The 24,405-nt window shown below is 54.0% G+C and carries 31 protein-coding genes; 15 read left to right on the top strand and 16 right to left on the bottom strand.

Features of this window, described 5'->3' with window-relative positions:
- Positions 1-204: 204 nt before the first annotated feature.
- A complete protein-coding gene (locus A7D21_RS31690; RefSeq protein ID WP_017736579.1) occupies positions 205-423 on the top strand; it encodes a hypothetical protein in 219 nt (72 codons plus the stop codon).
- 116 nt (positions 424-539) lie between these two features.
- Here A7D21_RS31690 and A7D21_RS31685 read toward each other — a convergent pair whose 3' ends face one another.
- Both A7D21_RS31685 and A7D21_RS31680 read right to left on the bottom strand, forming a co-directional pair.
- A complete protein-coding gene (locus tag A7D21_RS31685; protein WP_017736578.1) occupies positions 540-1,160 on the bottom strand; it encodes a tyrosine-type recombinase/integrase in 621 nt (206 codons plus the stop codon).
- 149 nt (positions 1,161-1,309) lie between these two features.
- Positions 1,310-2,227, bottom strand: coding sequence for a LysR family transcriptional regulator (locus A7D21_RS31680; RefSeq protein WP_017736577.1), 918 nt, complete (start codon positions 2,225-2,227; stop codon positions 1,310-1,312).
- 143 nt (positions 2,228-2,370) lie between these two features.
- On the opposite strand from A7D21_RS31680, the gene A7D21_RS31675 reads away from it, so the two are divergent.
- The 3 genes from A7D21_RS31675 to A7D21_RS31665 are packed head-to-tail and all read left to right on the top strand — an operon-like array spanning position 2,371 to position 6,448.
- A complete protein-coding gene (locus A7D21_RS31675; RefSeq protein WP_017736576.1) occupies positions 2,371-3,795 on the top strand; it encodes a cytosine permease in 1,425 nt (474 codons plus the stop codon).
- A gap of 50 nt (positions 3,796-3,845) precedes the next feature.
- Positions 3,846-5,459, top strand: coding sequence for a class I adenylate-forming enzyme family protein (locus tag A7D21_RS31670; RefSeq protein ID WP_017736575.1), 1,614 nt, complete (start codon positions 3,846-3,848; stop codon positions 5,457-5,459).
- Positions 5,456-6,448: a DsbA family protein gene (locus A7D21_RS31665; protein WP_017736574.1), complete on the top strand. Its 993-nt coding sequence runs from the start codon at positions 5,456-5,458 to the stop codon at positions 6,446-6,448. Before A7D21_RS31670 ends, A7D21_RS31665 begins: the two co-directional genes overlap by 4 nt.
- A 280-nt stretch (positions 6,449-6,728) precedes the next feature.
- Here A7D21_RS31665 and A7D21_RS31660 read toward each other — a convergent pair whose 3' ends face one another.
- Positions 6,729-8,102, bottom strand: coding sequence for an IS1182 family transposase (locus tag A7D21_RS31660; protein WP_010568148.1), 1,374 nt, complete (start codon positions 8,100-8,102; stop codon positions 6,729-6,731).
- On the opposite strand from A7D21_RS31660, the gene A7D21_RS31655 reads away from it, so the two are divergent.
- Positions 8,101-8,343 (top strand): hypothetical protein, encoded by a 243-nt coding sequence (locus A7D21_RS31655; RefSeq protein ID WP_069553616.1) that lies wholly within the window; start codon positions 8,101-8,103, stop codon positions 8,341-8,343. The genes A7D21_RS31660 and A7D21_RS31655 overlap by 2 nt on opposite strands.
- Positions 8,344-8,439: 96 nt before the next feature.
- On the opposite strand, the gene A7D21_RS31650 is transcribed toward A7D21_RS31655, so the two are convergent.
- On the bottom strand, positions 8,440-9,840 hold the full coding sequence (locus A7D21_RS31650; RefSeq protein ID WP_069553615.1) for a DEAD/DEAH box helicase: 1,401 nt from the start codon (positions 9,838-9,840) through the stop codon (positions 8,440-8,442).
- Positions 9,837-10,424 (bottom strand): hypothetical protein, encoded by a 588-nt coding sequence (locus tag A7D21_RS31645; RefSeq protein ID WP_046485860.1) that lies wholly within the window; start codon positions 10,422-10,424, stop codon positions 9,837-9,839. Before A7D21_RS31645 ends, A7D21_RS31650 begins: the two co-directional genes overlap by 4 nt.
- A 103-nt stretch (positions 10,425-10,527) precedes the next feature.
- Between A7D21_RS31645 and A7D21_RS34890 the strand changes: the two genes are divergently transcribed.
- Complete coding sequence (locus A7D21_RS34890) at positions 10,528-10,734, top strand: helix-turn-helix domain-containing protein (RefSeq protein ID WP_082118806.1); 207 nt, start codon at positions 10,528-10,530, stop codon at positions 10,732-10,734.
- Between the two features lie 958 nt (positions 10,735-11,692).
- Here A7D21_RS34890 and A7D21_RS31635 read toward each other — a convergent pair.
- The 3 genes from A7D21_RS31635 to A7D21_RS31625 form a co-directional block, all read right to left on the bottom strand.
- Positions 11,693-12,133 carry an RES family NAD+ phosphorylase gene (locus A7D21_RS31635; protein ID WP_069553613.1) on the bottom strand — a complete coding sequence of 147 codons (441 nt, stop codon included), beginning with the start codon at positions 12,131-12,133 and terminating at the stop codon, positions 11,693-11,695.
- The gene (locus A7D21_RS31630) at positions 12,130-12,579 is read right to left on the bottom strand and encodes an antitoxin Xre/MbcA/ParS toxin-binding domain-containing protein (RefSeq protein ID WP_069553617.1); all 450 of its coding nucleotides are present in this window, start codon (positions 12,577-12,579) and stop codon (positions 12,130-12,132) included. Before A7D21_RS31630 ends, A7D21_RS31635 begins: the two co-directional genes overlap by 4 nt.
- Positions 12,580-12,667: 88 nt before the next feature.
- The gene (locus A7D21_RS31625; protein ID WP_141718306.1) at positions 12,668-13,135 is read right to left on the bottom strand and encodes a hypothetical protein; all 468 of its coding nucleotides are present in this window, start codon (positions 13,133-13,135) and stop codon (positions 12,668-12,670) included.
- A gap of 269 nt (positions 13,136-13,404) precedes the next feature.
- Between A7D21_RS31625 and A7D21_RS31620 the strand changes: the two genes are divergently transcribed.
- The 6 genes from A7D21_RS31620 (at position 13,405) to ltrA (ending at position 18,702) form a co-directional block, all read left to right on the top strand.
- Positions 13,405-13,782, top strand: a complete 378-nt coding sequence (locus A7D21_RS31620; RefSeq protein ID WP_069553611.1) for a hypothetical protein — start codon at positions 13,405-13,407, stop codon at positions 13,780-13,782.
- A gap of 22 nt (positions 13,783-13,804) precedes the next feature.
- Positions 13,805-14,287 (top strand): hypothetical protein, encoded by a 483-nt coding sequence (locus tag A7D21_RS31615; protein ID WP_256556923.1) that lies wholly within the window; start codon positions 13,805-13,807, stop codon positions 14,285-14,287.
- A gap of 482 nt (positions 14,288-14,769) precedes the next feature.
- A complete protein-coding gene (locus A7D21_RS31605) occupies positions 14,770-15,144 on the top strand; it encodes a hypothetical protein (protein WP_069553608.1) in 375 nt (124 codons plus the stop codon).
- A 63-nt stretch (positions 15,145-15,207) separates the two neighbouring features.
- Positions 15,208-15,690 (top strand): hypothetical protein, encoded by a 483-nt coding sequence (locus tag A7D21_RS31600; RefSeq protein WP_069553607.1) that lies wholly within the window; start codon positions 15,208-15,210, stop codon positions 15,688-15,690.
- A 304-nt stretch (positions 15,691-15,994) separates the two neighbouring features.
- On the top strand, positions 15,995-16,153 hold the full coding sequence (locus A7D21_RS35985; RefSeq protein WP_171902659.1) for a hypothetical protein: 159 nt from the start codon (positions 15,995-15,997) through the stop codon (positions 16,151-16,153).
- Positions 16,154-16,992: 839 nt separating this feature from the next.
- Positions 16,993-18,702 (top strand): group II intron reverse transcriptase/maturase, encoded by a 1,710-nt coding sequence (gene ltrA, locus A7D21_RS31595; RefSeq protein ID WP_069553606.1) that lies wholly within the window; start codon positions 16,993-16,995, stop codon positions 18,700-18,702.
- Between the two features lie 91 nt (positions 18,703-18,793).
- Here ltrA and A7D21_RS31590 read toward each other — a convergent pair whose 3' ends face one another.
- From A7D21_RS31590 to A7D21_RS31565, 6 genes are all read right to left on the bottom strand, one after another.
- On the bottom strand, positions 18,794-19,096 hold the full coding sequence (locus A7D21_RS31590) for a hypothetical protein (protein WP_069553605.1): 303 nt from the start codon (positions 19,094-19,096) through the stop codon (positions 18,794-18,796).
- Between the two features lie 196 nt (positions 19,097-19,292).
- Positions 19,293-20,078 (bottom strand): hypothetical protein, encoded by a 786-nt coding sequence (locus A7D21_RS31585; protein WP_141718305.1) that lies wholly within the window; start codon positions 20,076-20,078, stop codon positions 19,293-19,295.
- An 87-nt stretch (positions 20,079-20,165) separates the two neighbouring features.
- Positions 20,166-20,600 carry a hypothetical protein gene (locus A7D21_RS31580; protein WP_069553603.1) on the bottom strand — a complete coding sequence of 145 codons (435 nt, stop codon included), beginning with the start codon at positions 20,598-20,600 and terminating at the stop codon, positions 20,166-20,168.
- Positions 20,601-20,649: 49 nt separating this feature from the next.
- Positions 20,650-20,859, bottom strand: coding sequence for a hypothetical protein (locus tag A7D21_RS31575; RefSeq protein WP_069553602.1), 210 nt, complete (start codon positions 20,857-20,859; stop codon positions 20,650-20,652).
- Positions 20,860-20,861: 2 nt separating this feature from the next.
- Positions 20,862-21,077, bottom strand: coding sequence for a hypothetical protein (locus tag A7D21_RS31570; RefSeq protein WP_141718304.1), 216 nt, complete (start codon positions 21,075-21,077; stop codon positions 20,862-20,864).
- A gap of 75 nt (positions 21,078-21,152) precedes the next feature.
- The gene (locus A7D21_RS31565; RefSeq protein ID WP_069553600.1) at positions 21,153-21,572 is read right to left on the bottom strand and encodes a hypothetical protein; all 420 of its coding nucleotides are present in this window, start codon (positions 21,570-21,572) and stop codon (positions 21,153-21,155) included.
- A gap of 232 nt (positions 21,573-21,804) precedes the next feature.
- On the opposite strand from A7D21_RS31565, the gene A7D21_RS31560 reads away from it, so the two are divergent.
- Positions 21,805-22,131, top strand: coding sequence for a hypothetical protein (locus A7D21_RS31560; protein ID WP_069553599.1), 327 nt, complete (start codon positions 21,805-21,807; stop codon positions 22,129-22,131).
- Here A7D21_RS31560 and A7D21_RS31555 read toward each other — a convergent pair.
- On the bottom strand, positions 22,125-22,832 hold the full coding sequence (locus tag A7D21_RS31555) for a hypothetical protein (protein ID WP_069553598.1): 708 nt from the start codon (positions 22,830-22,832) through the stop codon (positions 22,125-22,127). The two genes, A7D21_RS31560 and A7D21_RS31555, sit on opposite strands and share 7 nt — an antisense overlap.
- A gap of 108 nt (positions 22,833-22,940) precedes the next feature.
- Here A7D21_RS31555 and A7D21_RS31550 point away from each other — a divergent pair, with 108 nt between their 5' ends.
- Complete coding sequence (locus tag A7D21_RS31550) at positions 22,941-23,360, top strand: hypothetical protein (RefSeq protein WP_069553597.1); 420 nt, start codon at positions 22,941-22,943, stop codon at positions 23,358-23,360.
- Positions 23,361-23,367: 7 nt separating this feature from the next.
- Here the strand turns inward: A7D21_RS31550 and A7D21_RS31545 are convergent, their stop codons facing one another.
- Complete coding sequence (locus A7D21_RS31545) at positions 23,368-23,571, bottom strand: hypothetical protein (protein ID WP_069553596.1); 204 nt, start codon at positions 23,569-23,571, stop codon at positions 23,368-23,370.
- Between the two features lie 261 nt (positions 23,572-23,832).
- Here A7D21_RS31545 and A7D21_RS31540 point away from each other — a divergent pair, with 261 nt between their 5' ends.
- On the top strand, positions 23,833-24,153 hold the full coding sequence (locus tag A7D21_RS31540) for a hypothetical protein (protein WP_069553595.1): 321 nt from the start codon (positions 23,833-23,835) through the stop codon (positions 24,151-24,153).
- Positions 24,154-24,405 lie beyond the last annotated feature (252 nt).

Raw genomic sequence — 24,405 nt, 5'->3', positions numbered from 1 at the left:
CCTGATCGATTCTATCAGGATGGCCGGACTCTGTAGTAAAGCGTCGTTGGGTCTGACCTGAGGTGACAAAGGCCAACAGAGCAGATACCGGCGAGCGTCAGCATCTGTCCATCTGCCGCCTATCATGGCGGGCAGCTGTCGGCCAGTCTCAGCCAAAGACGAGATGAGCTAGGCTTCCGGCATCATTCCTCAAGGACGACCGCCATGCCAGATAACTCAGACTGCAAGATCGCCACGGCGGACGCTCTGACATTGCTCCTCCACAACCAGCACGCCTTAAGTGCAGCTATAGAAGAAATAACCAAGTGGCTCTCAGAAAATGGGGTAGGAAGCGTCGCCGCTAATGCGATGTCGGCTATGGAAACGCTGGACACTAATGCTCAAGCCATCACAGATTCCATTTTGAGGATACGCCAGTCATAAATTACTCAGCGCAAGACTGCCCTCTGATTTGAATGCCCCCCGATTTTGTAGACACAATTGACTGGCGGCTATGGGACGGATAGCGACGGTCTAGCATCGACCGTCGCAGTGAATGGTCAGACTTCCGTCTGCTCGGCCATTTCCAAGGCATCATCGACCTCGATTCCCAGGTATCTGACAGTGCTTTCAAGCTTCGTATGACCAAGCAGGAGTTGGACGGCTCTCAGGTTCTTCGTCCTGCGATAGATCAACGAAGCCTTGGTTCTCCTTAGCGTGTGGGTTCCGTACATGGTTGGATCAAGGCCAATAGCTGTCACCCAAGCTTTGACTATTCGAGCGTATTGCCTGGTGGAAAGATGGTCTGAGGCGTGCAACCGGCTCGGGAACAAGAAGTCCTCGCTGCGGAGACGCGCCTCGCGCATCCAAGCCTCCAGAACCGTTCGGGTTTGCTCAGTGATTTCAAACTGCACTGGGTGCTGAGTTTTTTGCTGCATCACGATGGCCCGTGACGACACATGCTCCCCATGGGCGATGTCTCGGACTCGCAACTTGGTTAAGTCACAGGCACGCAGCTTGCTATCGATGGCCAAGTTGAATAGCGCCAAATCACGCGCCTTCTCAGCAAGCTGAAGTCTTACTCGGATAGCCCAGATATCTCTGACTCGGAGCGGGGCTTTCTGACCGACAAGCTTTCCCTTGTTCCAAGGCTGATGGCTGTATGTAGCAATGGTGTTCATGGCTCGTCCTCCACGTTGAGGGAGGACAAGAGTGGATCAGTCACAATGGCTGGTGGTCGCTATCCGACCCATAGCTGTCGTTCACCAGCGGAAAACTGCTCCGCAACGGACTGTCGAAAATAGCTCGGCGGAGAAATCAAAAACCTTCATCAGATTGTCGAGGTTTCAAGCGTATCGGCTTCATTGAACAGTTCGCGCATCACCACCACGAACGCTTCAGCCGGGCGGGATGGGTTCTGGGTTTGCGACGAGGCGATCACGACTCGTTGCGGTGGGATGCTAGCGTCAAATGGGCGACACACGATGGGTCGCCCGTCGTAGCTCAAGTCTCCAGCGGGTCGAGTGACGAGAATCGACACTCCGTGCCCATGTGCCACGAGTGAGCGCACCATTTCCACCGAGCGCAACTCCATAATGACATTGGGCTCTACACCGCCCGAGCGGAACAGTGACAGGAAATAGTCGCGACTGTGAGGTAGGTCTAGAAGGATAAAGGGCTCGGTTTGCAAATCCTGAATACACAAGCTGGCTTTTGCTGCCAGATGATGCCCTTCGGGCAGCAGCACATAAGGTGATTGCAGTCCCACCGCCTGTAGCTTGACCTTACGAGCCAGGTTCATGTCATAGATCAGCGCTAAATCAAGGGTGCCGCGCTCCACCCGTTCAATCAGTTCCTCGGTGTCACCTTCGACAATGGCGACTCGTACCTCAGGAAAGCGCTGCTTGAAGCGCTCGACCATGGTGGGGACATGTCGCGCGCCCAACGTTGCAAAGCAACCCACCGAAAGGTCCCCCACCACGCTATCAGTCTCCTTGGCAGAGAGCTGCGCGGCACTTTGCAGTAGCTGCCTTGCTTGCTGGTAACGGCGGGTTCCGGCGGAGCTGAGTTCGATCCCTTTGCCTGGAATCCTCACGAACAAGCGCTCATCCCATAAGGCTTCCAACTCCGCAATCGCGTTTGATATCGAGGGTTGGGACACACTCAGCGACTTCGCCGCATTGACGGTACTTCGACATTGGGCCGCTGCTACAAAATATTCGATTTGCCGAAGGCTGAAGTGAATCATTATTTTTAATTCGCTGTATCAACAGTGCATATTTTTAATTATATACCCCGCCGCTTAACCTCAGTCCATCCACAGCCTGTGTCCTTCCAAAAAACGCGCTGATCTGGCGCAGATGCTGCACTAACAATATCGAGGATTCGCCCATGGCTAGTTCAACTGCGCCTGTTGCACCGAGGTCGGTAATTGAAACCCGCTCCATCGATTACATACCGGAAAACGAGCGCCATGGCAGCGCCTTCGGTCAGTTCACACTGTGGCTGGGTGTGAACCTGAACATCACGGCCATCGTCACCGGGGCTTTGGCGGTGGTGCTGGGAGGCGATGTATTCTGGTCGTTGATTGGCCTTCTGATAGGCCAAGTACTTGGCAGCATCGTCATGGGCCTGCAAGCTGCCCAGGGGCCGGCGATTGGCCTGCCACAGATGATCCGCAGTCGCGTGCAGTTCGGTGTCTATGGTGCGGTCATTCCGCTTGTACTGGTGAGTTTGTTGTACGTGGGGTTCTCGGCGGGCGGCACGTTGCTGGCCGGTCAATCGGTGGCGAAAGTGCTATCGATCGCGGACTGGCAGGGCATCATTCTGTTCGGCCTGGTAACCCTGTTGTTGGCGACCCTTGGGTATCGCACCATCCACTCCATCGCCAAAGTAGCCAGCGTGGTGGGCGTCATTGCCTTTATCTACATGTTCGGTGCGTTGCTGGCCCGGCACGATATCCATGCGCTGCTCGACAATCGTCACTTCGTCGCTGCCAACTTCGTGTTTTCGATCTCGTTGGCAGCCGCCTGGCAGATTTCGTATGGGCCATATGTAGCGGACTACTCCCGATATTTGCCCAGTCAGACGTCCAAGTTGAAGATCTTTCTGGCTGCATCGCTGGGCACAGTACTGGGATCACAGGCCGCCATGACCTTCGGTGTGTTTGCCGCAGCCCTCGCCGGAACCGCCTTCTCGGGCCATGAGGTAGAGTTTGTCGTCAGCCTGGGCTCGACGGGTGTGTTGGCCATGATCCTGTATCTGGTGGTCGGCTTCGGCAAGATCACCATGATGACCCTCAACGCTTACAGCAGCTACATGTCCAGCGCGACCATTGTCAGCGCGTTCTGCGGCGTCAGCAGAGTGTCTCTGGCCCATCGCTTCATCTATGTGCTGGGAATGGTGTCCGTTGCAGTGCTGATTGCCCTGGCCGGTTCCCACAGCTTTATCAGTGCGTTTTCTTCCTTCCTCATTTTTCTCCTGGCGTTCATCACCCCCTGGAGCGCGATCAGCCTGGCCGACGTGTTCTTCGTCAACGGCACGCGCTATGACCTGGCAGCTCTCAATGATCCCGCTGGCCGCTATGGCCGTTGGAACTGGCCGGTTATTGCCACCTACTGCTGTGGGGTACTGATGGAGTTGCCGTTCATTTCCAGCGGTTTCTACACCGGACCGGTCGCCCGTGCGCTGAACTATGCAGATGTTTCCTGGGTGGTCGGCCTGCTGGGTACCGGAATGCTTTATTGCCTGGTCAGTCGGCGAATGGCCGCCAGGGTGCCACCGTCCCTGACGCCTGCTCTCGACAGCAAAGCCTAACTGGATTTCCAATCCAATCAGCCTTCACTCCACTCTCAGGTAGTCTTTTCATGACATCGGATAAATCCCGCTTCGCACGCGAAAACTTGCCCGGCGACCCATACGCAATGCTGTTGCACTGCGCGAACCGCTGGCCGGACAAGGAGGCGCTCGTATTTGACTCCACACCTCAGCGGCTGACCTTCAGCCAATGGTTGCTTGCTTCCCAGACACTGGCCTGTGCCTTGCGGCGGCGCGGGATTCAACCCGGCAGCTCGGTGGCATTGTGGGCGGAAAACAGAATCGAATGGCCAATCGCGCAGGTCGCCATCGCTGCCATTGGTGCGGTGCTGGTGCCGGTTAATACGCACTTTCGCGAGGACGACCTCCTGCATGTGCTGGACCACAGTCAGTCGGTGGCGATCTTGCTTTCCGCGCGCTTTCGCTCCAGTGACTATCTGTCCATGACACTGGACACTCGTAACCGGTTACCCCTTCTGCGCGACGTGATTTGTTTCGACGGACCTGGGCTTCACGCTGAGAATTGCTGGAGTTACGCAGCACTGATGAGCGAAGGACCGCAGCTGCCATTTCAGGCGTGGCCCTGGTCGCCTCGCGAGCTGGCCAGCATCCAGTACACCTCCGGCACCACAGGGCGGCCAAAGGGCGCTGAACTGTGCTTCGAAGGCATGTTGATGAATGCACGAGGAACCGTCGCGCGTCTGGCGGTTACCGCCGAGGATCGCTGGACTTCCATCATTCCGCTATTCCACTGCGCGGGCTGCATTATGAATGTGCTCTCAGCGCTGGCCGCAGGGGCTACGTATGTGGGGGTCAGTGCCTTCGAAGCCGAGCGAATGTTGCACCTCGTGGAGGCCGAGCGCTGTACGCTGCTGACGGGCGTTCCCACCTCTTATCTGGCCATGCTGGAGCACCCGCGACGAACACAGTACGACCTTGGCTCGTTGCGGGCGGGCACTTGCGGTGGCGCCGATTGCGACCCGGCTTTGCTCGAACGCTGCGCGTCTGCGTTCCCGATTCCAGGCCTGGTGCAGGTGTACGGCCAGACTGAAGCCAGCACCCTTATCGCTTTGGACAGTTGCGAGAGTGCGCAGCGATTCACCACCGCCGGCATGCCATTGCCAGGCATGCAGGTGCGCGTGTGTGATCCGGACAACGGCCAGGTGCTGGCCTGCGGTGAGACCGGGCAGGTTCAGGTGCGCGGGCCCATGGTGATGCTCGGTTATCATCGTGACCCGCTGGAGACTACTCGTTGTATCGACCTCGATGGCTGGATGCAGACGGGGGATCTCGGACGCGTTACCGCCGATGGCCGAGTGGAACTTGTGGGAGGACGGTTACGCGACATGATCATCCGCGGTGGCGAGAACATCTACCCGGTGGAGGTGGAGAACCTGCTACGCGGCCACCCGGCGATCACCGAAATCGCTGTATTTGCCATGCCGGATCCTTTCTACGGCGAAGTGGTCGCCGCGGCGGTCGAGTTGGGTGGGGCGCTCTCCGCTGCGCAGGTGAAGCAAGCGTGTGCCGGAAAAATCGCTGGGTTCAAGCATCCATCCAGGGTGTTCAAGGTCAGCCAATGGCCCATGACGTCCAGTGGAAAAATACTCAAGCGCGAGCTGAAAGCCCAAGCCATGGCGATGCAGTTGGAGGAATTGCCATGAGCACACCGATCATCGGCCACCGGCATCACTGCGCATTCGTACCAGGGCTTCAACAGACGGCTGCCGCCATCGGTAATGCCGGGGTGCAGGTGGTATCTACGCCGGCACTTATTGCTCTGCTGGAGGAAACGGCGGGCAGTGGCGTTCAGGCTTTCTGCGTTCCGGGATGGGGCACGGTTGGCACTAAAGTGGATATTGCGCATTTGAGCCCGGCCTGGCCGGGCATTGAGGTCCAGTGCGAAGCCGTGTTGGAGTCGACCAAGGGCCGCACGTTGAGTTTCGCGGTGAGCGCGAGCCAACAAGGGCGGTTAGTGATGCGCGGCCATCACGAACGAGTGAGGGTCGACCTCAGCCGCTTCTCCCTACCGCAACCGATCAGTGCGGGCGAGCCAATTGAGTTTTTTTTCGATTTTCACAGTCCATGGTGCTACCTGGCTATGCCGCGCTTGCGAGAAATCGCCGCTGCCCATGGTCGAGCGATTCATTGGCGGCCTATGCACTTGGCCAACCTGATCGATCACATCGGGGGGCGGCGACCACTGGAAGCATCGCCAGCATTTGTGCGGTGGTTTCAGCAGGATTTGCAGGATTGGGCTCGACTGAGACGCTTGACGCTAAGCTACCACCCTCAGTTTCCATTACGGCCTTCCCGAGCTTTGCGTTGCAGCTTGTATGCAATCGAGAAGGGAAAGGGCGTGGAGTTCATCTTCAACGTGATGCGAGCTTACTGGAGTGAAAACCGGGATATCAGCGACCTGGAGATCCTCGGCGATCTGGCGATTGCAGCAGGCCTGGACCGAAGTGCAACTATTCAAGCTGCTTCCGATGAGCGATTCAAACTGGCACTGGAGGCTAACAACGATCAAGCCGTGCAGGTAGGCGTTTTCGGTGCTCCGACCTTCATCGCCGATTCGAAGCTGTTCTGGGGCAATGATCGGCTGGAAATGATGGGAGATTATCTAGCCCAGAGTAACGGTCAGAACAATTAGTCCCTGGCGATGGAGGAGCGTTGAATCAGGCTTAAAGAGTGGGAAGGTTTCTGTATTGCTTCATTTGACGAACCGCTCCTCAATTCATACCCGGGAGCAAGTCGACTGACTGCTTATGGCCGATTCTGTTGAAAAAGTCGGAATTTCAGGCTGTAAGAAGGCGACGTTGGCCCTCGTTTCAGAACCTGGTCACCACGTTGCGTGGCTTTCCGGTTCTGCATTGACCGTTGCAGCTTGGTTAATAGGTTAATTTGAGGGTTTTTGCTGATTCCGGGCGTACCTATCCCGTGGTCGGCGGCCCTTGTGAGGTCAGTTTCGCCAGTCGTCTTAAATTCTGTACCGCAGCGGCCAAGGTAAATTCGTCGTTTGCACCGGTCATTCCTCGTAGCCTTAATCGATCCAGTTTCAGGATTCGTTTGAGATGAGCGAACAACATTTCGACCTTTTTGCGCTCATGGCGAGAGCACACGTATTGCGGTGTTGCGGCAATTCGCCGAGCAACATTGCGTGCCGCCTCATGGACGCTACGGGCGATTTTTCGGAACGAGGTGTTTGGGCAGCAGCGCTCTTTCATTGAGCATTTAGAGCAGTCTGTTTTCCGGGATCGAAAGATGATGGTGTCGGCTTTCGTGACATGTGAGCGCTGGTTCTTGAAGGCCCGCCACTCGCTGCGCAGGGCGTGCCCCGTGGGACAACGATATTCCTGCGCTTCTTCACTCCATTGAAAATCACTGATCGAGAGGCTCTCGTTCTTACGCTCGGTTTTGTCCCAAACCGGCACATGCGGCTCGATGTCTTTTTCGTTCACCATCCAGGCCAGCATCGGTGCGGTTCCGTAAGCGGTATCGCCGATGAGCCGATCCGGCTTGATGTCGAACTGTTCTTCGACCCGCTCGATCATGGTCTTGGTGCTCTCGACCTCGGCGGTTCGATGCGCTGGGGTCGGCTCCACATCCATGATCACGCCATGCTCGACATCAATCAGATAGTTCGTCGAGTAGGCGAAAAACGCCGGGCCTCCTGGCGCTGCGGTCCAACGAGAAAGTGGATCAGTCAATGACAGGCGCTTAGGCAGTGCTTCGCGTAACGCTTCTTCATCCAGCGCTTCAAGGTACTCACGCACGGCGCGAGTACTCAGCGACGGATCGCGCCAGTTGATTTCATCATCGCCAGGTACGCCACGTTGCCGACTGGCATCTGCTTTGATGACGCTGGCGTCGACCGCAAACCCTTCGCCCTTGACCAGACCTGCGTCCATGCAGCGACGCAGCACCTCGTTGAACAGCCAGCGAAACAGCGAGCTGTCACGAAAGCGACCGTGCCGATTCTTGGAAAACGTAGAGTGATTGGGGACTTCGTCTTCGAGGCTTAAGCGGCAGAACCAGCGATACGCCAAGTTCAAATGAGCCTCTTCGCACAACCGACGTTCGGAGCGAATGCCGTAGCAGTAGCCCACCACCAACAGGCGAATCATCAGTTCGGGATCAATCGATGGGCGCCCGATTGGGCTATAAAAATCGGCGAGATAATGGCGCAGATCGCTGAGATCAAGGCATCGATCAATGCTGCGCAGGAGGTGATTGGCTGGGATGTGATCTTCAATGTTGAACGAGTAAAACAGCCTCTCTTGTCCGCTCGACAATTGTCCCATCATGCTGCGAATCCTCCCGCTGGCCGATGACCTGATTTTGCCGCAGGCCAAGCAGGAGATCTACTTTTTCAACAGAATCGGCCGTTCTTTGCCGGTCGTCACTACGGCTTGTTCTGGTCAAGTCAATGCAAACGGTTGGTCAGCTTGGATGCAATTGACTGGTCAGGTCCAATGCAAATGGGTGGTCAAATCCATGCAATTACACACATTGACACCAACGCAGGGCAGTCACTACCAAATTTAACTTTGGGGAGCCGGCATTTTGTGTCCGCTGGGTCGGTGAACTGTGAAGCCGAAACTGAACCTTTCCAACCACAGCCACGCTAATGAGCTCATGCTCTCAATACACGCTCAGAAGCTGAGTTCGGTAGTGCTGAGAAAAATTGAGTTCATACAATGCGGGTTCAGACGAGCCGTGAATCGAAATTGCGTGATCGCTACCCATTCGGGAAAAGGACCCGCCCATTGAGCCACCTAAGATGGCGATTTCAATGCCGATAGGATCTTCTGGATCGTCGTTAGTCTGGTCGTCGCACTCAAACTGCGAAGCTCGTACGACACTCAATACGGCATGATCTTCGGGCAAATCATCGGCCAAACGCTCCGAGTACTGCTGGAGCGCTGGTTCCGCGAGCACATATAGCCAAGCTTTTTCATCCGCATTACTTGAGCGCCTTAGGATTCTGCCCAACACCTGGCGATAGTGCAGTTCGGTACGTATACGACTTAGATGACAACAAACCTGCAGCCTGGGTATGTCCGTCCCCTCGCTGATCATCCCAACCGCAATAATCCAGGTGCAGCCACCATTTCGAAAATCATTGATAACCTGCTGAGCGTTTGGCGTCTTATTGGTCACGACCTGACAAACCTCCCCCTGGGTACGCATAAGGAAAGCTATGCGGTGAGCGTGCTCAATGTTTGTCGCAACCACGAGCCCCCCAGCTTCCGGATGTCGCTCACGGATTTCGCGCAGTTTTGTACACCCTAACAACAGAATCTGCCGCAGGATATCGTCATGAAACAGCAAATCTTCATATGATACGGGTGACTCTGAAAGTAACCTGGCAATACTCGGATACGTCGTGACGGTGCCTTCTGTAGATTGAGTTTCAGTTAACCTCACCATGTTGTTATCCAATACGACGATGCGTGGCGACCGACATACGCCGTCAGCGATTGCCTCCTGCAAGCCGTATCGGTAATCACAGATCAATACACCGTCTGGCTGAGAATATCGAGCAAGCGCTATTGCTTTGTGGTCAGACCTCCAGGGAGTCCCCGAAAGCGCAAGAGTGAAGGTGGCGCGATCTTGGATCCTTTGAATAATCTGCTGACCCCACGCGTTGCTCAACAGCAAGTCATGGCCAGCGCAATGATGGATTTCATCGAAAACGGCGAACACCCTATAGTCGTCAAATAGTTTCCAGAATGCTGCGCCTCGATATTCCATTCCTTGATACGTGCAGACAGCACCTACGGCACCTATCAATCCATCCAGGCGCTTACCCAGAACAGCGGAGAATGTTCTCTGAAATCCATCCATTGTCTGCCGTGACGGAGCAAAGCAGAGGATCAGATCTATCTTGTCTTGCTGCAGCAATTGCCTGGCCAACTCCGCTGCCATTTTCGTCTTGCCGGCACCGGGCGTTGCTTGGCAAAAAAAATGAGGTTGCTGGGTGTAATGCTGCAGAGCCAACGTAATGCAGTCGTGTTGCCATAGCCTGAGAGTAGAGTTCATGCGGCAGAAATCGCCTTAAGCGTATTCTCGATTGCACGAACGTGACCTAGGAGCTTTGAGCTCCTATCGCGGGCTTCCAGATATACCCCTTCAAAACTCCCCTTCAGATGAGGAATTTCCTCAAACAACTGCTTGTACCGCTCGGTCTCGCCCAAGGATGAGAGCAGATCAAGCCGGGTCTCCTTAAGCATCACTTGAAGGCGGGCCTGGTCGTCTTGCCCTTCCTTTGAGCTAGGTAGAGAGCGTGGTGTTTCTCTTCCCTCATCTGTTGGAGCTTCCAGAGGATCGACGCGCATGGAGAAGCTTCCATCTACCAGTACGAGCAGCAGACGTTGGGGCATCTCCAGCATACGAAACACCTGTCCCCGCTTCTGACGCTGCTCTGCCATCTCCGCCCAGCCAACGCGAAGTAACCTGCGGATCTGTTCATAAACATAAACGCGCACATCCGCGAGCTGAAAACTTGAGGGAGGAAGGAGTGCCGCATACGCATCTCTCAACTGACGGGTCGTGAATTCCCTGGAAAAATGCTCGCAAAGCAAAGAATGGAGCTGCCTGTCGAATTCGAACAAATCTTGTTTCATGCAGGCACCTTTATGATCTTCAAACAAAAAATGCGGATTATAGTCCGTGGCCGATTCGTCCGCAAACGCTCGATAGTCGTTCCTCATGTGTGTCGAGGCGGCTATGGGGAATCTGGCGAAAGAATTGGGGAAAAAGATCAGGCAAGCGAGAAAAGCAAAAGGTCTATCGCAGGATGTCTTCGCTTTGATTTGCCAAGTTGACCGAAGCTACATGGGCCGAATTGAACGGGGTGAAGTCAATATTACGGTCGAAAAGCTGTACCAGATTGCCGAACACCTAGGTTGTGGCCCTGCAGAATTATTACCGTAGAAAAAACACTTACATTTCGAATGTGTTTAAACAATGCGGCATGCATCTGTTGCATGACAACTTAATCGCCACGGGTTTTCTAGGGACTCTCCTAGTTTTCGATTTAATATTTTTAAAACTCTAGCGCTTACAGCTAAGGTTCCTCACCACCTCTCGGAAAAGATGGTTGGTCTTTGGAGATTGATATATATATTGAAAAACTCGCTCAACAAGATCGAACTTAAAATGCTGCTGGCGTCCCGAGTTCCAACCTGGATGAAGGCTGCGTTAAGTCTTGTGATCAATTGAAGGCAGCACCCCGCTCGCAACTCGCGACATGATATGGACACCGATGGCACATCTGTCCATGTGGGTATCATGTCCATACGGACATGTATGGGTAACTTCATAGGCCTTGTGCATTCGGCTCTCCAGGCATTGTCCATACATACGTCCATATCGACTGCGACGAGGGTATTGGAATGAACAACATGCAGGGTTGGAATGCTTAAACCCTCTGCCTTAAGTTCAGCTAGGGCGCTGAATGCTAAATTAAGAGTTACACTACTGTCTTTTCCGCCAGACCAGGCGACAGACAAGTGAGAGCCGTCAATCACTTGCTGCTTGATGGCGTGGATAGCACTGCGAACTTTCTGTTCATAGCTGACAACCGCAACTTTGGTCCGTGGAGATTGAAGTTTGATCTCGTCAAAGAGACTAACCTGTTTTACGTCAATCAGATTTGTGTTGGAGATGACCATGATAGTTCACTGTGTTCAATTTCGGAATGAACACAGTTTCAGTGTGACCGAGGGGTGCCAGAACCCCCCAAGTCACTCTTTTCCAGACGCGCATATGGTTATATCTGCTTACGTTTATAAGCAAGTCTGGGTCAATCGTTGCTGCTCCTGTTTTATAGCTACCCTTTGACCTGAGGCCGGCCCGACGCTCCGAGTCAATTCTAAGGTCTGACTATGAACTAGCGTTTTTTGGTCAAACGATGGTCTAGGTTGAAGGGTTCGGCATTGATAACTGCTTTGGCCGCGCCAGGGTGCAGTGGGTTGAACAGGTAGTTGAGGGTATGAGGCATTATCGCACTAGGCACTGGCAGCAGTAGAGCAGGGCATTGCACAAGAAACGTATCACCCAACCTCCGTGTGAGATGAACGTCAGCCTCCCAGTGGGATTTCATCTTGGGGGCGATGCTGACATCGTCGGGTACCTCAACCTTCAGCAATTGAAATGTCTCAGGTAGGTCTTCCTGATCGATCTCAAGGTGCACGAGGATCTCCAGCATCGCTCCTGCAGGGGTACCAGCGAGGTAAACCACCGGTCGCCCGGCGGTGTGCCAGCGGCCACCGGCAATAACGCCCCCGCGCCCGGTCAGATCTGCATAGCTGCTGATGCGCCAGAAGATCAAAAGGCAAACCCTTCTGCCATTTGAATAAGCATCTCTTCGACTTGGCGCGTTCCCTGGACGGTCGATAGCATGGCCATTGGGCTGAGGTCTGAAAACCGTTCTTTGGGCTTCGACAACCAGCGCTTGGCCTTTTCGGGATTTCCAAAGACAGCATCGGCCATGGCTGTGATGTGGGCAGCCCGGAATAGCCGATCGCTCTCATCCACAGTGAGCCGTTGGTCTTTAGCAATCCGTGTTTTCAGCGTTTTGAGTGGGATAATCAGATCTCGCTCAAATGTCGTCACGTCACCTTGTTCAAAGAGGTTCATCAGCCTTTTGGCCGCGAATCCACCTTGGATAAGGATGTGGATTTCCATGTCGGAGGCGTCTGTAGGGATTTGCAGTAGGGCGTGTAACCGGGAGCGGTATGCACCGTAGGCCGGTTCACGCATCATTTCGGCTAGCATGGCTTTCTCCAAATTAATGCGGCATATGCCGTATAATGCACGGCAAATGCCGTCTTGGCTACTCCAAACCGATAGTTGCTCCCCAGCCCTAGGCATTTTTCGTTTCCGGCATTGGACTCTCTATGATGGATGCGTCGCGAGCTTTGGTGCCAGCGGTAAGATATTTCTCAGCGCTTTCGGAGCTGATCAAGTAAAAATCCAGGTGACCCTCGAGTATCGCCTCAAAAGCTCTGAATCGGGCCCAGGCGTTCGCCGAGTCGGTTTTGATTTGCGCAAGCATTTCATTTAGCTGCTGGATGTTCTCAGAGCTTACAGGCTCTGGCTCTACAGAAATTGAAAGGCGGACTTCCGTCGCCATTTGCGTCAGTTCAACGGACATCGCCGCGTTTAACAGACCCAATTCCTTAGCAAGGTTGATTGCACCTTTAGCTTGGTTGAAAAAGGTCCACACGTCCTTTGGATGATTGGCCAACTCATCCACCATCCTGTTGATTCCAGCGATGGCAAGAGGGCTATTTTCATCGGGCGCTGTAAAGGGTCTTGTAGAAGTAGTCATGCTCGTCATCCCAATTGCTGTATCACCTGCCAATCGAATTAGCGTATGGGTAGCTTTACAGACATTCAGCGTGGGTGCATCCCATAGTCAGGCCCTGAAAAAGGATGCCGCTGTGGTAGCCCTGCCTGTGGTACGTACTCAGTCCTCGGAGGTGGCCGGCGACACTGAAATACCGGTGGTGGCACGCTACTGACAAGGCGAAGATTGCTTTTGATAAGGCTCGGTATGAAGTCTTGAATCGTCGATAAAGCGCTATAGGAATCACTCTAATGGAACACTGGCTCAAGACTCTCCTCCCCACCAACACAATCGCTGCGGGAATTGCTCAAAAAATAGAGGATACAGATGAGCGCATCGCTAATTTGAAGGAGCAAATCATTGCGGTTCAAGCGCGGCGCGCGGAACTCGAAGAAGAGGGCAAGATCGTTGCATCAGAGTGTGTTGACCAAATCCAGCTCGAATGTGCAATCACAAGCAACGAAGCGGCTCTGCTTGCGAGTTGTAGGGTCAGCTCATCAATACTGCAGGGTGAGCTTCGGAGGCTTTTCGTAGAATCGGGTCCGTTTCTAAGCGAGTTGGCTCAGCACGAAATGGAGAAAGCCAACTCGATCTACGATAATGTTGTCCGCTGGCTATCTCGTTTATAAATTGAACCCTTAAGGGATGAGCATGGAAGTACCTGACGACGTCTACGAGATCCTCCGCGAAGCCAAGACCCTAGCAAGGCGCTATTACCACCTGACGGGGAAACCCTTGGGCGTCACCGGCGAAGTTGCCGAGTACGAGGCATCTCGAATCCTCGGTTTAGTTCTGGAGCAAGCCAGAACTGCTGGCTTTGACGCCATTGAGACAAGGGATGGAGTAGAGCTCAAAATTCAGATCAAGGGGCGCTACTTTCCGAATCCGCGCATGCGTGGCGGTAGGCTCGGATCGATCGACCTGAAGCAGCCTTTCGACACTGTGATGCTGGTTCTGCTTGATGGCGACTACAACGCCTTCCAGATATTCGAAGCCAAGCGGCCTGACGTCGAGGCTTTACTGACCAGGCCAGGTTCGAAGAGCCGGAATGAGCGTGGGTCTCTCGGCATAAGCCAGTTCAAGGCGATCAGTATCCTCAGATGGGAGAGGGAAGAGGTCCGCCAGCCCGCGTGATCTCGAGGGCTATGGGCGGCCGGTGTCTAGGCGTTATTCTAAGGAGATCCAAGGAAGCACCATGAGGACTATCCAGTGCCACAGTCACTATTCGAACGGCTAGCTCAGTTCGACGCTGCAATGCTTGCGTCTGGACGGCCTTCTGTACCTGGGGAAGATCGCCGGGCAATAAAGCTGACCAACTCAGTGAACCCAGAGGCAGGTCGGGGGTTCGACTGGCTTGTGCCTGAGGCGGCCAGTACAGCCAAGATAATTCATCACGAAGATTCTGCTGAATTCATGGTCTTTGCGTTTGATGATCGGAGCGTGCTGGTCTTGCTTCAGACTGGTTTCGTCTTCTCGGTTGCGAGCGGTACCACCGCCAGCCTAGGCAAAATCAAAGCCTGGCTCGAGAGTCACAACATAGCACATGGCCCTTTTTCCGGTCCCTCTGCAGCCAACCAGCCCTTTGACCAGCCGAACTGACTTTTCCTGAGAGAACCATGTTGGATATAAGTGCAGTAATCCTCAAGTCGAAGCTCGGGCGTACTCGCAAAGACGCACAAGTAGATACCTGCTCAGTTTTTGCGGCCGCACTGTACGATTTCCTGATTGATCGAGGAATTCCCACAAAAATGGTCACTGCTGTGAAGAAGGGGTTAGGAGCCTGGGCACACGCAGTCGTCGAGGTTGACGGCCGGTATTTTGACTCTCTAGGTGAATTTTCGATTTCAACCTATCGTGATCGGGCTCGTATCCACCCATCTGTGAACATCGATGTTTCCTATGTGCCGGATACTCGTGCTGACTGCTTCGAAGAAGAATTTATTGAAATGTACAATTTTTATCTGCGGATGCTAAACAAAGCCGTGGCTTAATCCCCAGCCGAAACACCGGCGCATGGCTTAAACGGTCGTGTCAGTTTCACAGGAATTTTCTCGATGATAAAAATCCGTTTGGATTTGTCCAGCGCCACTAAGACAGAGTACGACGCCGACATTGCTTCTCGGCTACGCACTTTCATTCAACATGAATTGGCGAACGATCTGAGTGGCTGTGAGGTTTTGGTTGAGTCATCTGGCCCCCACAATGATGAGCGCGGGACAAACAAACAGAAGGCGGACCCCTTTGATCCTGATGGCGTTATAGGTCACCAAGTGCATCACGCTATCGAGGAGTATCAGCGAGCATTCACCTATGCTCATCGGCTCAACTGGTGGCACCGAACCCTCTGTTGGCTCGGCTGTGAGGATGCGTTGGCGAATGAGCTCCTGGTGCGAGAAACACGGGCACATACAGTAGCTTTTTGCGGTCAATCTTCTGCCCACAAGATGGCTCTTGAGAGAGTTGTTCGAATCAATTCACGGATGGCTAAGCGGTTCGAACTCGAATCGATCTTGACCGAAAGCAACCAGCTGCCTTAGTCGCGGACACTTCCTTCCCTATTCGCGGTACTGAACGCGAATATTATCAACCATACCTGTGCGACACGCGTAGCGTGTCTCCAGGTTGGCGGTGAGACGTCACCGTCAATGGTTTTCCCCAAGAAAACCGATAGCCCGGTAGCCAATCCGGGAAACAAAAACAGCCCAGGGGTCCCACTGCTTAGAAGGACTCGTTGTCGCTGCGGCGACAATAGCGAACCCCAAAGCCGCTTAGCACTCAGAAGCGCGGCTATGGTCCGAATTTCGGACTGGGAGTGCCCACTTCACTACTGATGAGGTCGTTATGGATAAACGTCTGGCTCAAAAAGCAGATGTATCTGCATTTCAGGTAGAAATGCGGAAATTCATTTCAGATACCCTGAACAGAATGACCTGGAACTTCGGCTTGATGATGCTTGCGTCAACCATCGTCATCATTTCTGCCATGTTCCTAATCAGGTAGTGCATCCACATAGGTCTCACGACCTACCCATGCGGGAAGAATCCCCGCAGGGATTCCTCCTGCCTTAAAACAGGAGGAAACACTCTTTGAGCGTGCTGCTTTGCAGTCCACTGCTCACATCAAACCGGAGACACGAGCGAAAACTCTGTCTGTCATGGTCCAACTATCTTATTTTGAGATAGCAGCGGACTCGTTGTGCGACCAACGATAGCCTAGGAAAACATGCGTCACTGGTAACGGTGGGGTGTGAAGCTTTTCCGACAATGTAGTCCCCATCAGGGTGTGCTTTTGCCGTGAGGCAAAGTACAGACGCTCGGAGCAGTACCGGGCCGAGACGCTAGGCTGGTTGGCATGGGTAACGTAAGTGAACTGCTGATAAACGCCGTAATGATAAACATGCCAAAACTGCTGTCAGGCATGGACCAAAAGGTATGGGGCCAGTTATTCCTGTGGGATGTGGGAATACGTCGCTACAAGGCCTCCGGTGAAAAGGCAGACCCTAAACCAATCTTGTGACAGATAGGGAACGTGGTAAGCCCGTATGGCCGCCTTCGGGCAGGTGAACCGCAAGGGGATCTGTTGGCTGTGCGGGTATGGGATCGCAGAAAAAGCGAACGCCGAGCTGTAATGGCGCGGATAGGGGTTGGAACATTACCCCACGGGAAACCGGGCAGACTTCTGCGTGGTCTTTTATCGCATGAACGCTGAGTAAACCTGTCTCAATCATCTTCGAAGTCCGGCAGTAATGGGCTTCTTATTCATCCACTCCTGACGGGAGCGTCCATTCCCGTCAGGGGATGCGTACGTCTTCTGCTCGGGAAACTTGAGAGGAAGGCAGCATGTTAGTACCTAGCCAACTGGCCGGGTCTGCGCCTTCCGGCGTTCCGCAGCATTGGCATGACATCGATTGGTGTCGTGTGCAGCAGAACGTACGGGCGATGCAGATACGGATTGCGAAGGCTTGTCGGGAAGGCAACTGGCGCCGGGTGAAAGCCCTGCAACGGATGTTAACCCGCTCTCGTTCGGCCAGATACTTGGCCATACGGCGAGTCACTGAAAACCAGGGCAAGCGCACGGCGGGAGTCGACCGCGTGCTCTGGGATACACCCGCTGCCAAATGGAAAGCAGCAAATGGGTTGAAGCGCCACGGGTATAAGCCACGGCCACTACGGCGTGTGTTTATCCCGAAGTCGAATGGAAAAGAACGCCCTCTGGGCATTCCAACCATGACTGACAGAGCCATGCAGGCGCTATACCTGCTAGCCCTGGCACCTATCGCTGAGACCACCGGCGATCCAAACAGCTACGGTTTTCGGATCGAACGCTCCACGGCGGATGCGATGGGACAGTTGTTCGTTTGTCTATCCAAGAAGGCTTCGGCCCAATGGGTATTGGAAGCGGACATCAAAGGCTGCTTTGACCACATCAACCATGACTGGCTGATCGAAAATGTCCCAACGGACAAAGAAATCCTCCGAAAATGGTTGAAAGCTGGAGTGATTCACAAAGGCCAGCTACAGGCAACGAATGCCGGTACACCACAGGGCGGGATTATCTCGCCCACCTTGGCAAATTTGGTGCTGGATGGACTGGAATCACAGCTCAAGCAACATCTGGGCGTGACGAAGGCGAAGAAGCTGAAAATTAACGTGGTGCGATATGCGGATGATTTTGTGATTACCGGTAGCTCGAAAGAGATGCTCGAAAATGAGATCAAACCTTGGGTTGAGCAGTTTCTCGCCGTGCGAGGATTGCAGCTGTCGCTTGAGAAAACCCACGTCGTCCACATAGATGAAGGCTTCGACTTCCTTGGTTGGAATTTCCGCAAATACGGCGGAAAACTCCTGATCAAACCTGCCAAAAAGAACGTGAAAGCGTTCTATCGGAAGGTAAAAGAGGTCATCAGCACCAACAAAGCGGTGAAACAGGAGGAGTTGATCCGCCTGCTTAACCCGATACTGCGAGGCTGGGCTCTGTATCACCAGCCTGTGGTTGCCAAGAAGGCGTACAGCCGCATGGATCACCAAATATTCCAGGCGCTTTGGCGTTGGGCGAAAAGGCGACATCCGAACAAAAGTCTCGATTGGGTAAGGGAGAAGTATTTCCAAACCCATGAAAGTCGAAACTGGGTGTTTGCCACCACGGTCATAACGGAGTCAGGAGGCAAAGAGGCAATTCGGTTATACGCCCTAGAGGCCACGCCGATTGAGAGGCACAGAAAGATCAGCGGGGATTTCAATCCGTTTGATCCCTCGATGGAAGAAATGGGAGAGGCATTGCGGATGGCCCGGATGCTCGGGAAGTTGAAGTACCGCAAACAGGTTCTTCATCTATTTCAATCCCAAAAGGGACTGTGCGTACTATGCAAAAGCCCAATATCTAGGGAGACTGGGTGGCATGACCACCACATCATTTATCGCTCACAAGGCGGTGGTGACTCGCTGGACAACCGGGTACTATTGCATCCCATTTGCCACCAGCAGCTTCACGCTCGTGGACTAACAGTGTACAAACCGGTTCCCATTTACGGGGGCTTAGTAAAGACTTGAGCCGTATGCGCTGAAAGGCGCACGTACGGTTTTTAGGGGGGAGCAGACCAGAAATGGTCTGTTCCTACCCAACTCCATGCTGGTGTGCCGGTCAGATCCAGGAAGTAAGGGACTTCCACCAGCTCTTGTCCTTCTTGTGACGGATGTGGGTGCGGGCGGCCAGCTTGTCCTTGTACTTGCGGCAAGTGCCGTTCAGCGACTTTCCGGCTGCGGTCTTCACGATTACTCGATCACCGAGTTTGTGGTTAACACATGCAGCGAATGCTGCCGGGGTTGGCGAGGGGCCGCGGTCACGGGCAGCCTGGCTGGCGCTGACCGGTGAGGTGACGATGACCGAGATACTGCCGGCGATGAGCGTGCAGAGGATGAGGTTACTGATGGAAAAGCTTTTCATGCGGGTCTTGCACCTGGGCAGTTCTTGATACCGCAAAGGGTGCGGATCATGCCGTGCCGATGCAACTCATAAACATGCGCCAAATTTCAAAGGCCGGCCGGGCTGTATTGTAGAAATGAAAGACGGACAATCACCCTGGTGAATTGTCCGTCTGACCTTTTCGCTTGTGGCGATCGCTCGGCTACTTGTTGGGTTTTTACTTATCCCTGGTCTTGGGAGGCTGAGGTTCCCATCTCTTCAGCTTGTGCATGTGGCGAGTCTGAAAGAGAGCAGGCCAGCCCAGCTGTTTCAAGATCCACCGGCCCAAGCAACTGGCGCTACGGGTCCATCGGTCTAAGAGTTTGAGCTCTGCCAGGCAATTCACCCCGTACTCACGCTCATGGCGTAGTTCCGACTCAAATCCGAACCAAGTTTTCAGACGGTTTTGGTAGCGTTCAGGTACGAAAAGGTCTCCAACGCATTCCGCGGTGAAGGTCCCGCCAATAACGTCTATACCGGTCCTGCTCTGGTCGTAGTTGGAAAGGGCGAAGCCGAAAGCTATGTAGAATCGATTGCGTTGTTCGCGTGCTGTATCGGTTCTTGCGTCTACCTCTGAGAGAGAGCCGGGGTTGATTGTGTAGGCTGCAACATCCTGCTTGGTGAGCCACTCAATCACGTTGGCCATGAGTGCTGGCCCCAGGCCGATACCTTGCTTGTGCATGAGCAATTGACCAGTAGGCCCGAACTTCACGCATTTGCTTTGATGACATATCACTACCGACACCTGGTTGTGCCAGATGTGAAACGAGGACCCATTGGCCTCCGGGTGTACTGCCCTTGCCCTATAGAACTCGTAGTCGCCCATGTGTCGCGATTCTGTGGACGTCCGCGTGTATTCGGTGATGACTGGATAGACCTCACGAAGATGGCCCACCGGCACCTCGTATACGAAAAGATCCTTCACGGTGCAGAGCCGCTCGAGCTCGTTGGAAATACGCTTCAATGACACTGGTCGTCCTTAGTCATATAGGTGCAATTTTGTAGGGAACCAGCAGAGTGAGGCATCGAATTCAGGCTCAGGCGCAGCATTCTAGCTTCCTGAGCATGCCGACTGGATCAGCTCTCGAGCATGGCTCAGATCTGATGCGTAGCCTTCGCTAACCAGCCAATCACAGGTGGTAGTAACCTCTGCAGTTCTCACCGCGGCCTTGATCGTACCGATCAGCTTAGTATTCAGCCCACCTGGGCGAACAAGTTTCGACTTGCTTATATTACCGTTTCCCTCCCGCGCAGTGGAATTGATCTGCTCGTAAGAGGCCTGACCAAGAGTCGTAAACGTCATCTGATCGCGGCCTTGAGTGTCGACATCCAGCACCACGAGACCTTTACGCTCAAGTCCTCGGGCTGCTCGTTTGTCCCCGGGCTCAACCGGTAGCACTGTTCCTGCTTGGGGGTCGGGGTAGATGTGCTCGATGATGGAGGCGATCAGCGCTTCTTCGCCGGGAGAAAGTTTTACTGCAGTCATGGTCATGAGCTCCGATATCTGTAGGCTGGTTCTTCGTATCCGGTCAGGTTCAGGTTATGACTTTCTGAAGCCCATCAGCTAAGCCTTCCCACGTGTCTGCCATACCATTTGTAGTTACTGAAACCATCCTGGAATCGGGATCAAGCCAGTAAACTTTGCCTCGTGAACCATGGGCGCCGTGCCCACGATCGCAAATGATCACAATGTCTTCCAGCTTCAGGTCTTCAAAGCAGACGCTAATAGCGTTATTGCTGGTCATGCTCATACCCCAGGGTCAACTCTGGCTGCAAGTGTCACGTTATGCATTGCAACCACGTATGCGGCTAGGGCCGCGTCGCCCTGGAAGTGGCCGATTCGCAGGGTTTCATTCTCTGACTCACCTGCCACAAATATTTCACCGGCGCAGTTGTGCTCCCACGGTACTTTGACCTCGTCAGATAAGGCATTCAGCAAGGCAGAACGATCTTCTTGAACCATCTTCTGTTCCCCTTTCATATTGCTGCCTGTGACAGCTTTTCCGTAGGCAGAGGGTAAAGCCCGCATTACAAACGATTAGTCGGCCAATGTCTTGGATCCGTATTCGGCCTCCATGTCCGCCTTGAAGCGTTCAGCCTTGAGCTTGCTGGCAAAATGATAGATCCGAGCATCTTCAGCAGGGTCCGCATGGGTGTCTTCGACGATCCAGGGCTTCTTGGTGCTGCCTTCATTCTTGCGCAGCGTGAATCGAACCTGTTCGGAGGGCTTGACCCACTGTTCTTGGTCAGAACTCCACACTACTGAATTGCCAGCTTCACAGCTTTTCCAGCATCGGCCGTTGAGGTACTCACCTGCTTCGTTCTGGTGCTCGGTGGCTACCAGGCCAGTATCTTCACAGACGGCACAGCAGAACTGCTTGAAGAGCGGTGCGGTGCTGACGACGACGCCGGCAACATTCAGAGGGTTCGGGGTCTGGGTCAAGGATTGGATGGTCATGTTATTGCTCCTGGTGGATATACGATGAGAGCAATCTTGTAGGGCTTTTCCCCGTGCCAGAAGCCCTACGGGCATCATCCCTATGCCTTGCCACCGAAGTGCAGGTGCTGCCCAATCCATGGCCTAATTGATCCATAGGTGGCTGGGTTGACGTGGGGCCAGACCGATCTACGCTTCTTGAGGCAAACACCTCGGGCAGCATCCCCTGCCTACCGTTATTGCGAGGCCTGCTATGAACAAGGCTGAATTGAGCAAGATGCTGGAAGGCAAGGTTGCTGAAAAGCTGCAGGATGGATACGAAATCCTCAACTATGCGATGGATGCGGCTAGTCGAGACAAGCTCAGGCGGGACTTGAAAATTCATGGCCATAACATCCCTCACGAAGACGGTAAGCATGAGGAGTGGCAGAATTATTTATGGCAGGTAGAGCATGGTCTCTACCGAGGGGAGGCGCCGCCCAAGCGGGTTAGCGTTGAAACGCTACAACCCGGGGAGCCAGCAAACGCTGGAGAGTTAAACTCAACCAGCGCAGGGTTGTGGAAGGCGAGGCGTCATTGACCGATAGCCAGCACTTCAGTGCTCGGCTCTTCAAACGCTTTGACCTGCCCCCAAAAATGACTGACAGCCTCAGGAGCCAGGTTACCGCGGTAGACCTCGCCGGCGTATTCGTTTTCATGGCCAAGGTACGGGCTATTGATCACTAGAGTGCCACTTTCCTTGTTCTGGATTGCATAGGCACTGTCCATGACCAGCACCTCGGCCGCGCGATCAGTGAAGATAAACGACTGAGATCCACCGTCCATCCCCAGCGCCACGCGCACAGGCTTCAGTAAGGCCTGGAGTCCGTTGCAGACGGACTGAGCCGCCAGCATGCTTTCCGAAGTCATGAGCTGGTAGGGCTCGTTTGGAAACCCATCCTCGTATCCGACCACACGCCAGGCTTCACCTGCAAAGCGTGCCATGCTCACCTCGGAGTGTGGGTCTTGGCCAGCATCAGCAGCCAAATACACGTCACCATCACAGTGATCGATCATGGCCATCTGGACGCCGCCTGGCTGCTGAGAAAGGATCAAGGACAGGTTTGGATGTTCGTCCAGGGTGGTTTCGTTGCGGACAGGCTCCAGTACGCCTTCCACTTGTCGTGGGTCGATGGGCAGGTACTGAGATTCGACGCCGAACATGACACGAATGCAACGCTGAACCTCGAACTTGACGAAGACTGGTAGACCTGGCTCGTTGCTGAGCAGTGTAGGGTTCATATTGGGTAACTCCGTGAGTGATTAGATGTGCTTATCATCACGTGTGTCTGTGTGTGCCAGAACCCCCTTGCGGTTAAACTGGCCAGCCTCTTTTATGGATGAATGACTATGCACCATCTCCGCTTTTCGTCTCCTGCCGTACGCAGATTCGGCTTCACTCTCGCTTCCGCATTTGGGGCAACAATCATTGCGGGATGCGCCGCCAGCCAGGGAGGCGATGAGTCCTCTGCATACGATTCCGCGATGGCCCAACAAAGCATCGCTATCCGATCGGTTCAGGTTTACAAGGCCGTTCCAGAGCGCGCCATTGGGGTTCGTTCAGTCATGGCGGCCGCTTGTGGTAGCGACGCAAGCGACTTCGGACCAGATGAGAACTACATCCTAACGGGTTTGAAGATCAAGGCTTACAAGAGTGGGGCCAATGGCCTTGCGTTGGTCGACATCCAAAGGATGCCAGCCCCAAAAGGTGACTGCGATGTTGGGTTCTCGGTGGGCGGCACAGCTAAAGCATTCACCGTCCAGCAGTAGGTCGGTCTTAGCTGGCGCTTGGGATCTGCTGCATCAGTTGGTGGACCTTGGCGACGATCTCAAACACCTTTGCGGTTGCTGGGAGATCCAGCATGTTGCGAAGGCTCAGGATCGCGTTAGAAGTGGAGCCGGCCGCTTCCCGATCCGATTTGGCCAGTACGGTTGAGTTCGCCAACTGATCCAGGCCCCTGCAGGTGTTTTTGATGTCCACCGTGTTCTCCAGTGGCATGAGATGAATAAGCCCGGCGGGCCAGTGGGTTTGATGGTTTCGAGTGTCGTCCTGCTCTAGATGTGTCACCAGCTGCCAGGTTTAGCTGGTGAAAATTCCGTTGTGGGGTTTTGAGTTGCCAGGCGGAGAACCTTCGGCAGAATGGGCCCATCCCTGAACACTGGTTCTGTCTAAAGCGGACAGTCCGAGTTCCGAGACTGAGAAGTGGGCACAAATTTTAAGACAACATAAGGACCGGCGGATATGAATACCCAAACGGAAGGCGCTGATTGTCAGCTAACTCCTGAGATGCAGCTGGCAACTTTGCTCTGTATCCAATCGCTGTTCAATGAAGGTTTCAAAGCCACTTCCATTGTTGGGAAGCTGGCCGAGAAGGTAGTTAACTCCGCGGAGCGTGAAGGTTGGGAGAAGGTCATGGCGAATCTGATACAAGAATCGTCGTTGAACAATAGCTTGATCGGAACAGGCTTATTCACGACGTCCATCGAAAGGATCCTCGCGATAATTGAAAGGCCTGACAGAGCAATTGAAGTGGCCATTGACTTACTGAAAGCCATCCGTTGATGGCATACCAGTAACACAGTCGCTGTGTTTATCGAACACAGATGGTGCTGGGAGTTTTCAGATGGGCTCTCTGGGTGGCGTGACGCGGTTGCAGAGAGCCACCAATCCACTCCTACTGCGAAGTCAGGCTCAAGGGGCCAGTACCTCGACTGTTACCATCAAACTCGGTGCAATCGTCGTCAACTATCTTGCCGACCCACATGGCTGTGGTGATCTCGCGGCTGCGCTGTAACTTCACCCACACGAAATTGG

The organism is Pseudomonas sp. AP19 (genome assembly GCF_001728855.1).
Classification (GTDB): domain Bacteria; phylum Pseudomonadota; class Gammaproteobacteria; order Pseudomonadales; family Pseudomonadaceae; genus Aquipseudomonas; species Aquipseudomonas fluorescens.
This window is presented reverse-complemented; position numbering and strand designations above follow the sequence as displayed.

Coding starts and splice junctions, on each gene's coding strand:
- A7D21_RS31550 (WP_069553597.1), top strand. CDS start 22,941: ATGCACCATCTCCGCTTTTCGTCTCCTGCCGTACGCAGATTCGGCTTC.
- A7D21_RS31540 (WP_069553595.1), top strand. CDS start 23,833: ATGAATACCCAAACGGAAGGCGCTGATTGTCAGCTAACTCCTGAGATG.
- A7D21_RS31615 (WP_256556923.1), top strand. CDS start 13,805: ATGGAAGTACCTGACGACGTCTACGAGATCCTCCGCGAAGCCAAGACC.
- A7D21_RS31680 (WP_017736577.1), bottom strand. CDS start 2,227: ATGATTCACTTCAGCCTTCGGCAAATCGAATATTTTGTAGCAGCGGCC.
- A7D21_RS31660 (WP_010568148.1), bottom strand. CDS start 8,102: ATGATGGGACAATTGTCGAGCGGACAAGAGAGGCTGTTTTACTCGTTC.
- A7D21_RS31665 (WP_017736574.1), top strand. CDS start 5,456: ATGAGCACACCGATCATCGGCCACCGGCATCACTGCGCATTCGTACCA.
- A7D21_RS31675 (WP_017736576.1), top strand. CDS start 2,371: ATGGCTAGTTCAACTGCGCCTGTTGCACCGAGGTCGGTAATTGAAACC.
- ltrA (WP_069553606.1), top strand. CDS start 16,993: ATGTTAGTACCTAGCCAACTGGCCGGGTCTGCGCCTTCCGGCGTTCCG.
- A7D21_RS31620 (WP_069553611.1), top strand. CDS start 13,405: ATGGAACACTGGCTCAAGACTCTCCTCCCCACCAACACAATCGCTGCG.
- A7D21_RS31650 (WP_069553615.1), bottom strand. CDS start 9,840: ATGAACTCTACTCTCAGGCTATGGCAACACGACTGCATTACGTTGGCT.
- A7D21_RS31560 (WP_069553599.1), top strand. CDS start 21,805: ATGAACAAGGCTGAATTGAGCAAGATGCTGGAAGGCAAGGTTGCTGAA.
- A7D21_RS31555 (WP_069553598.1), bottom strand. CDS start 22,832: ATGAACCCTACACTGCTCAGCAACGAGCCAGGTCTACCAGTCTTCGTC.
- A7D21_RS31605 (WP_069553608.1), top strand. CDS start 14,770: ATGTTGGATATAAGTGCAGTAATCCTCAAGTCGAAGCTCGGGCGTACT.
- A7D21_RS31685 (WP_017736578.1), bottom strand. CDS start 1,160: ATGAACACCATTGCTACATACAGCCATCAGCCTTGGAACAAGGGAAAG.
- A7D21_RS31625 (WP_141718306.1), bottom strand. CDS start 13,135: ATGACTACTTCTACAAGACCCTTTACAGCGCCCGATGAAAATAGCCCT.
- A7D21_RS35985 (WP_171902659.1), top strand. CDS start 15,995: ATGGATAAACGTCTGGCTCAAAAAGCAGATGTATCTGCATTTCAGGTA.
- A7D21_RS34890 (WP_082118806.1), top strand. CDS start 10,528: ATGGGGAATCTGGCGAAAGAATTGGGGAAAAAGATCAGGCAAGCGAGA.
- A7D21_RS31590 (WP_069553605.1), bottom strand. CDS start 19,096: ATGAAAAGCTTTTCCATCAGTAACCTCATCCTCTGCACGCTCATCGCC.
- A7D21_RS31630 (WP_069553617.1), bottom strand. CDS start 12,579: ATGCTAGCCGAAATGATGCGTGAACCGGCCTACGGTGCATACCGCTCC.
- A7D21_RS31690 (WP_017736579.1), top strand. CDS start 205: ATGCCAGATAACTCAGACTGCAAGATCGCCACGGCGGACGCTCTGACA.
- A7D21_RS31580 (WP_069553603.1), bottom strand. CDS start 20,600: ATGACTGCAGTAAAACTTTCTCCCGGCGAAGAAGCGCTGATCGCCTCC.
- A7D21_RS31655 (WP_069553616.1), top strand. CDS start 8,101: ATGCTGCGAATCCTCCCGCTGGCCGATGACCTGATTTTGCCGCAGGCC.
- A7D21_RS31575 (WP_069553602.1), bottom strand. CDS start 20,859: ATGACCAGCAATAACGCTATTAGCGTCTGCTTTGAAGACCTGAAGCTG.
- A7D21_RS31565 (WP_069553600.1), bottom strand. CDS start 21,572: ATGACCATCCAATCCTTGACCCAGACCCCGAACCCTCTGAATGTTGCC.
- A7D21_RS31570 (WP_141718304.1), bottom strand. CDS start 21,077: ATGGTTCAAGAAGATCGTTCTGCCTTGCTGAATGCCTTATCTGACGAG.
- A7D21_RS31600 (WP_069553607.1), top strand. CDS start 15,208: ATGATAAAAATCCGTTTGGATTTGTCCAGCGCCACTAAGACAGAGTAC.
- A7D21_RS31645 (WP_046485860.1), bottom strand. CDS start 10,424: ATGAAACAAGATTTGTTCGAATTCGACAGGCAGCTCCATTCTTTGCTT.
- A7D21_RS31670 (WP_017736575.1), top strand. CDS start 3,846: ATGACATCGGATAAATCCCGCTTCGCACGCGAAAACTTGCCCGGCGAC.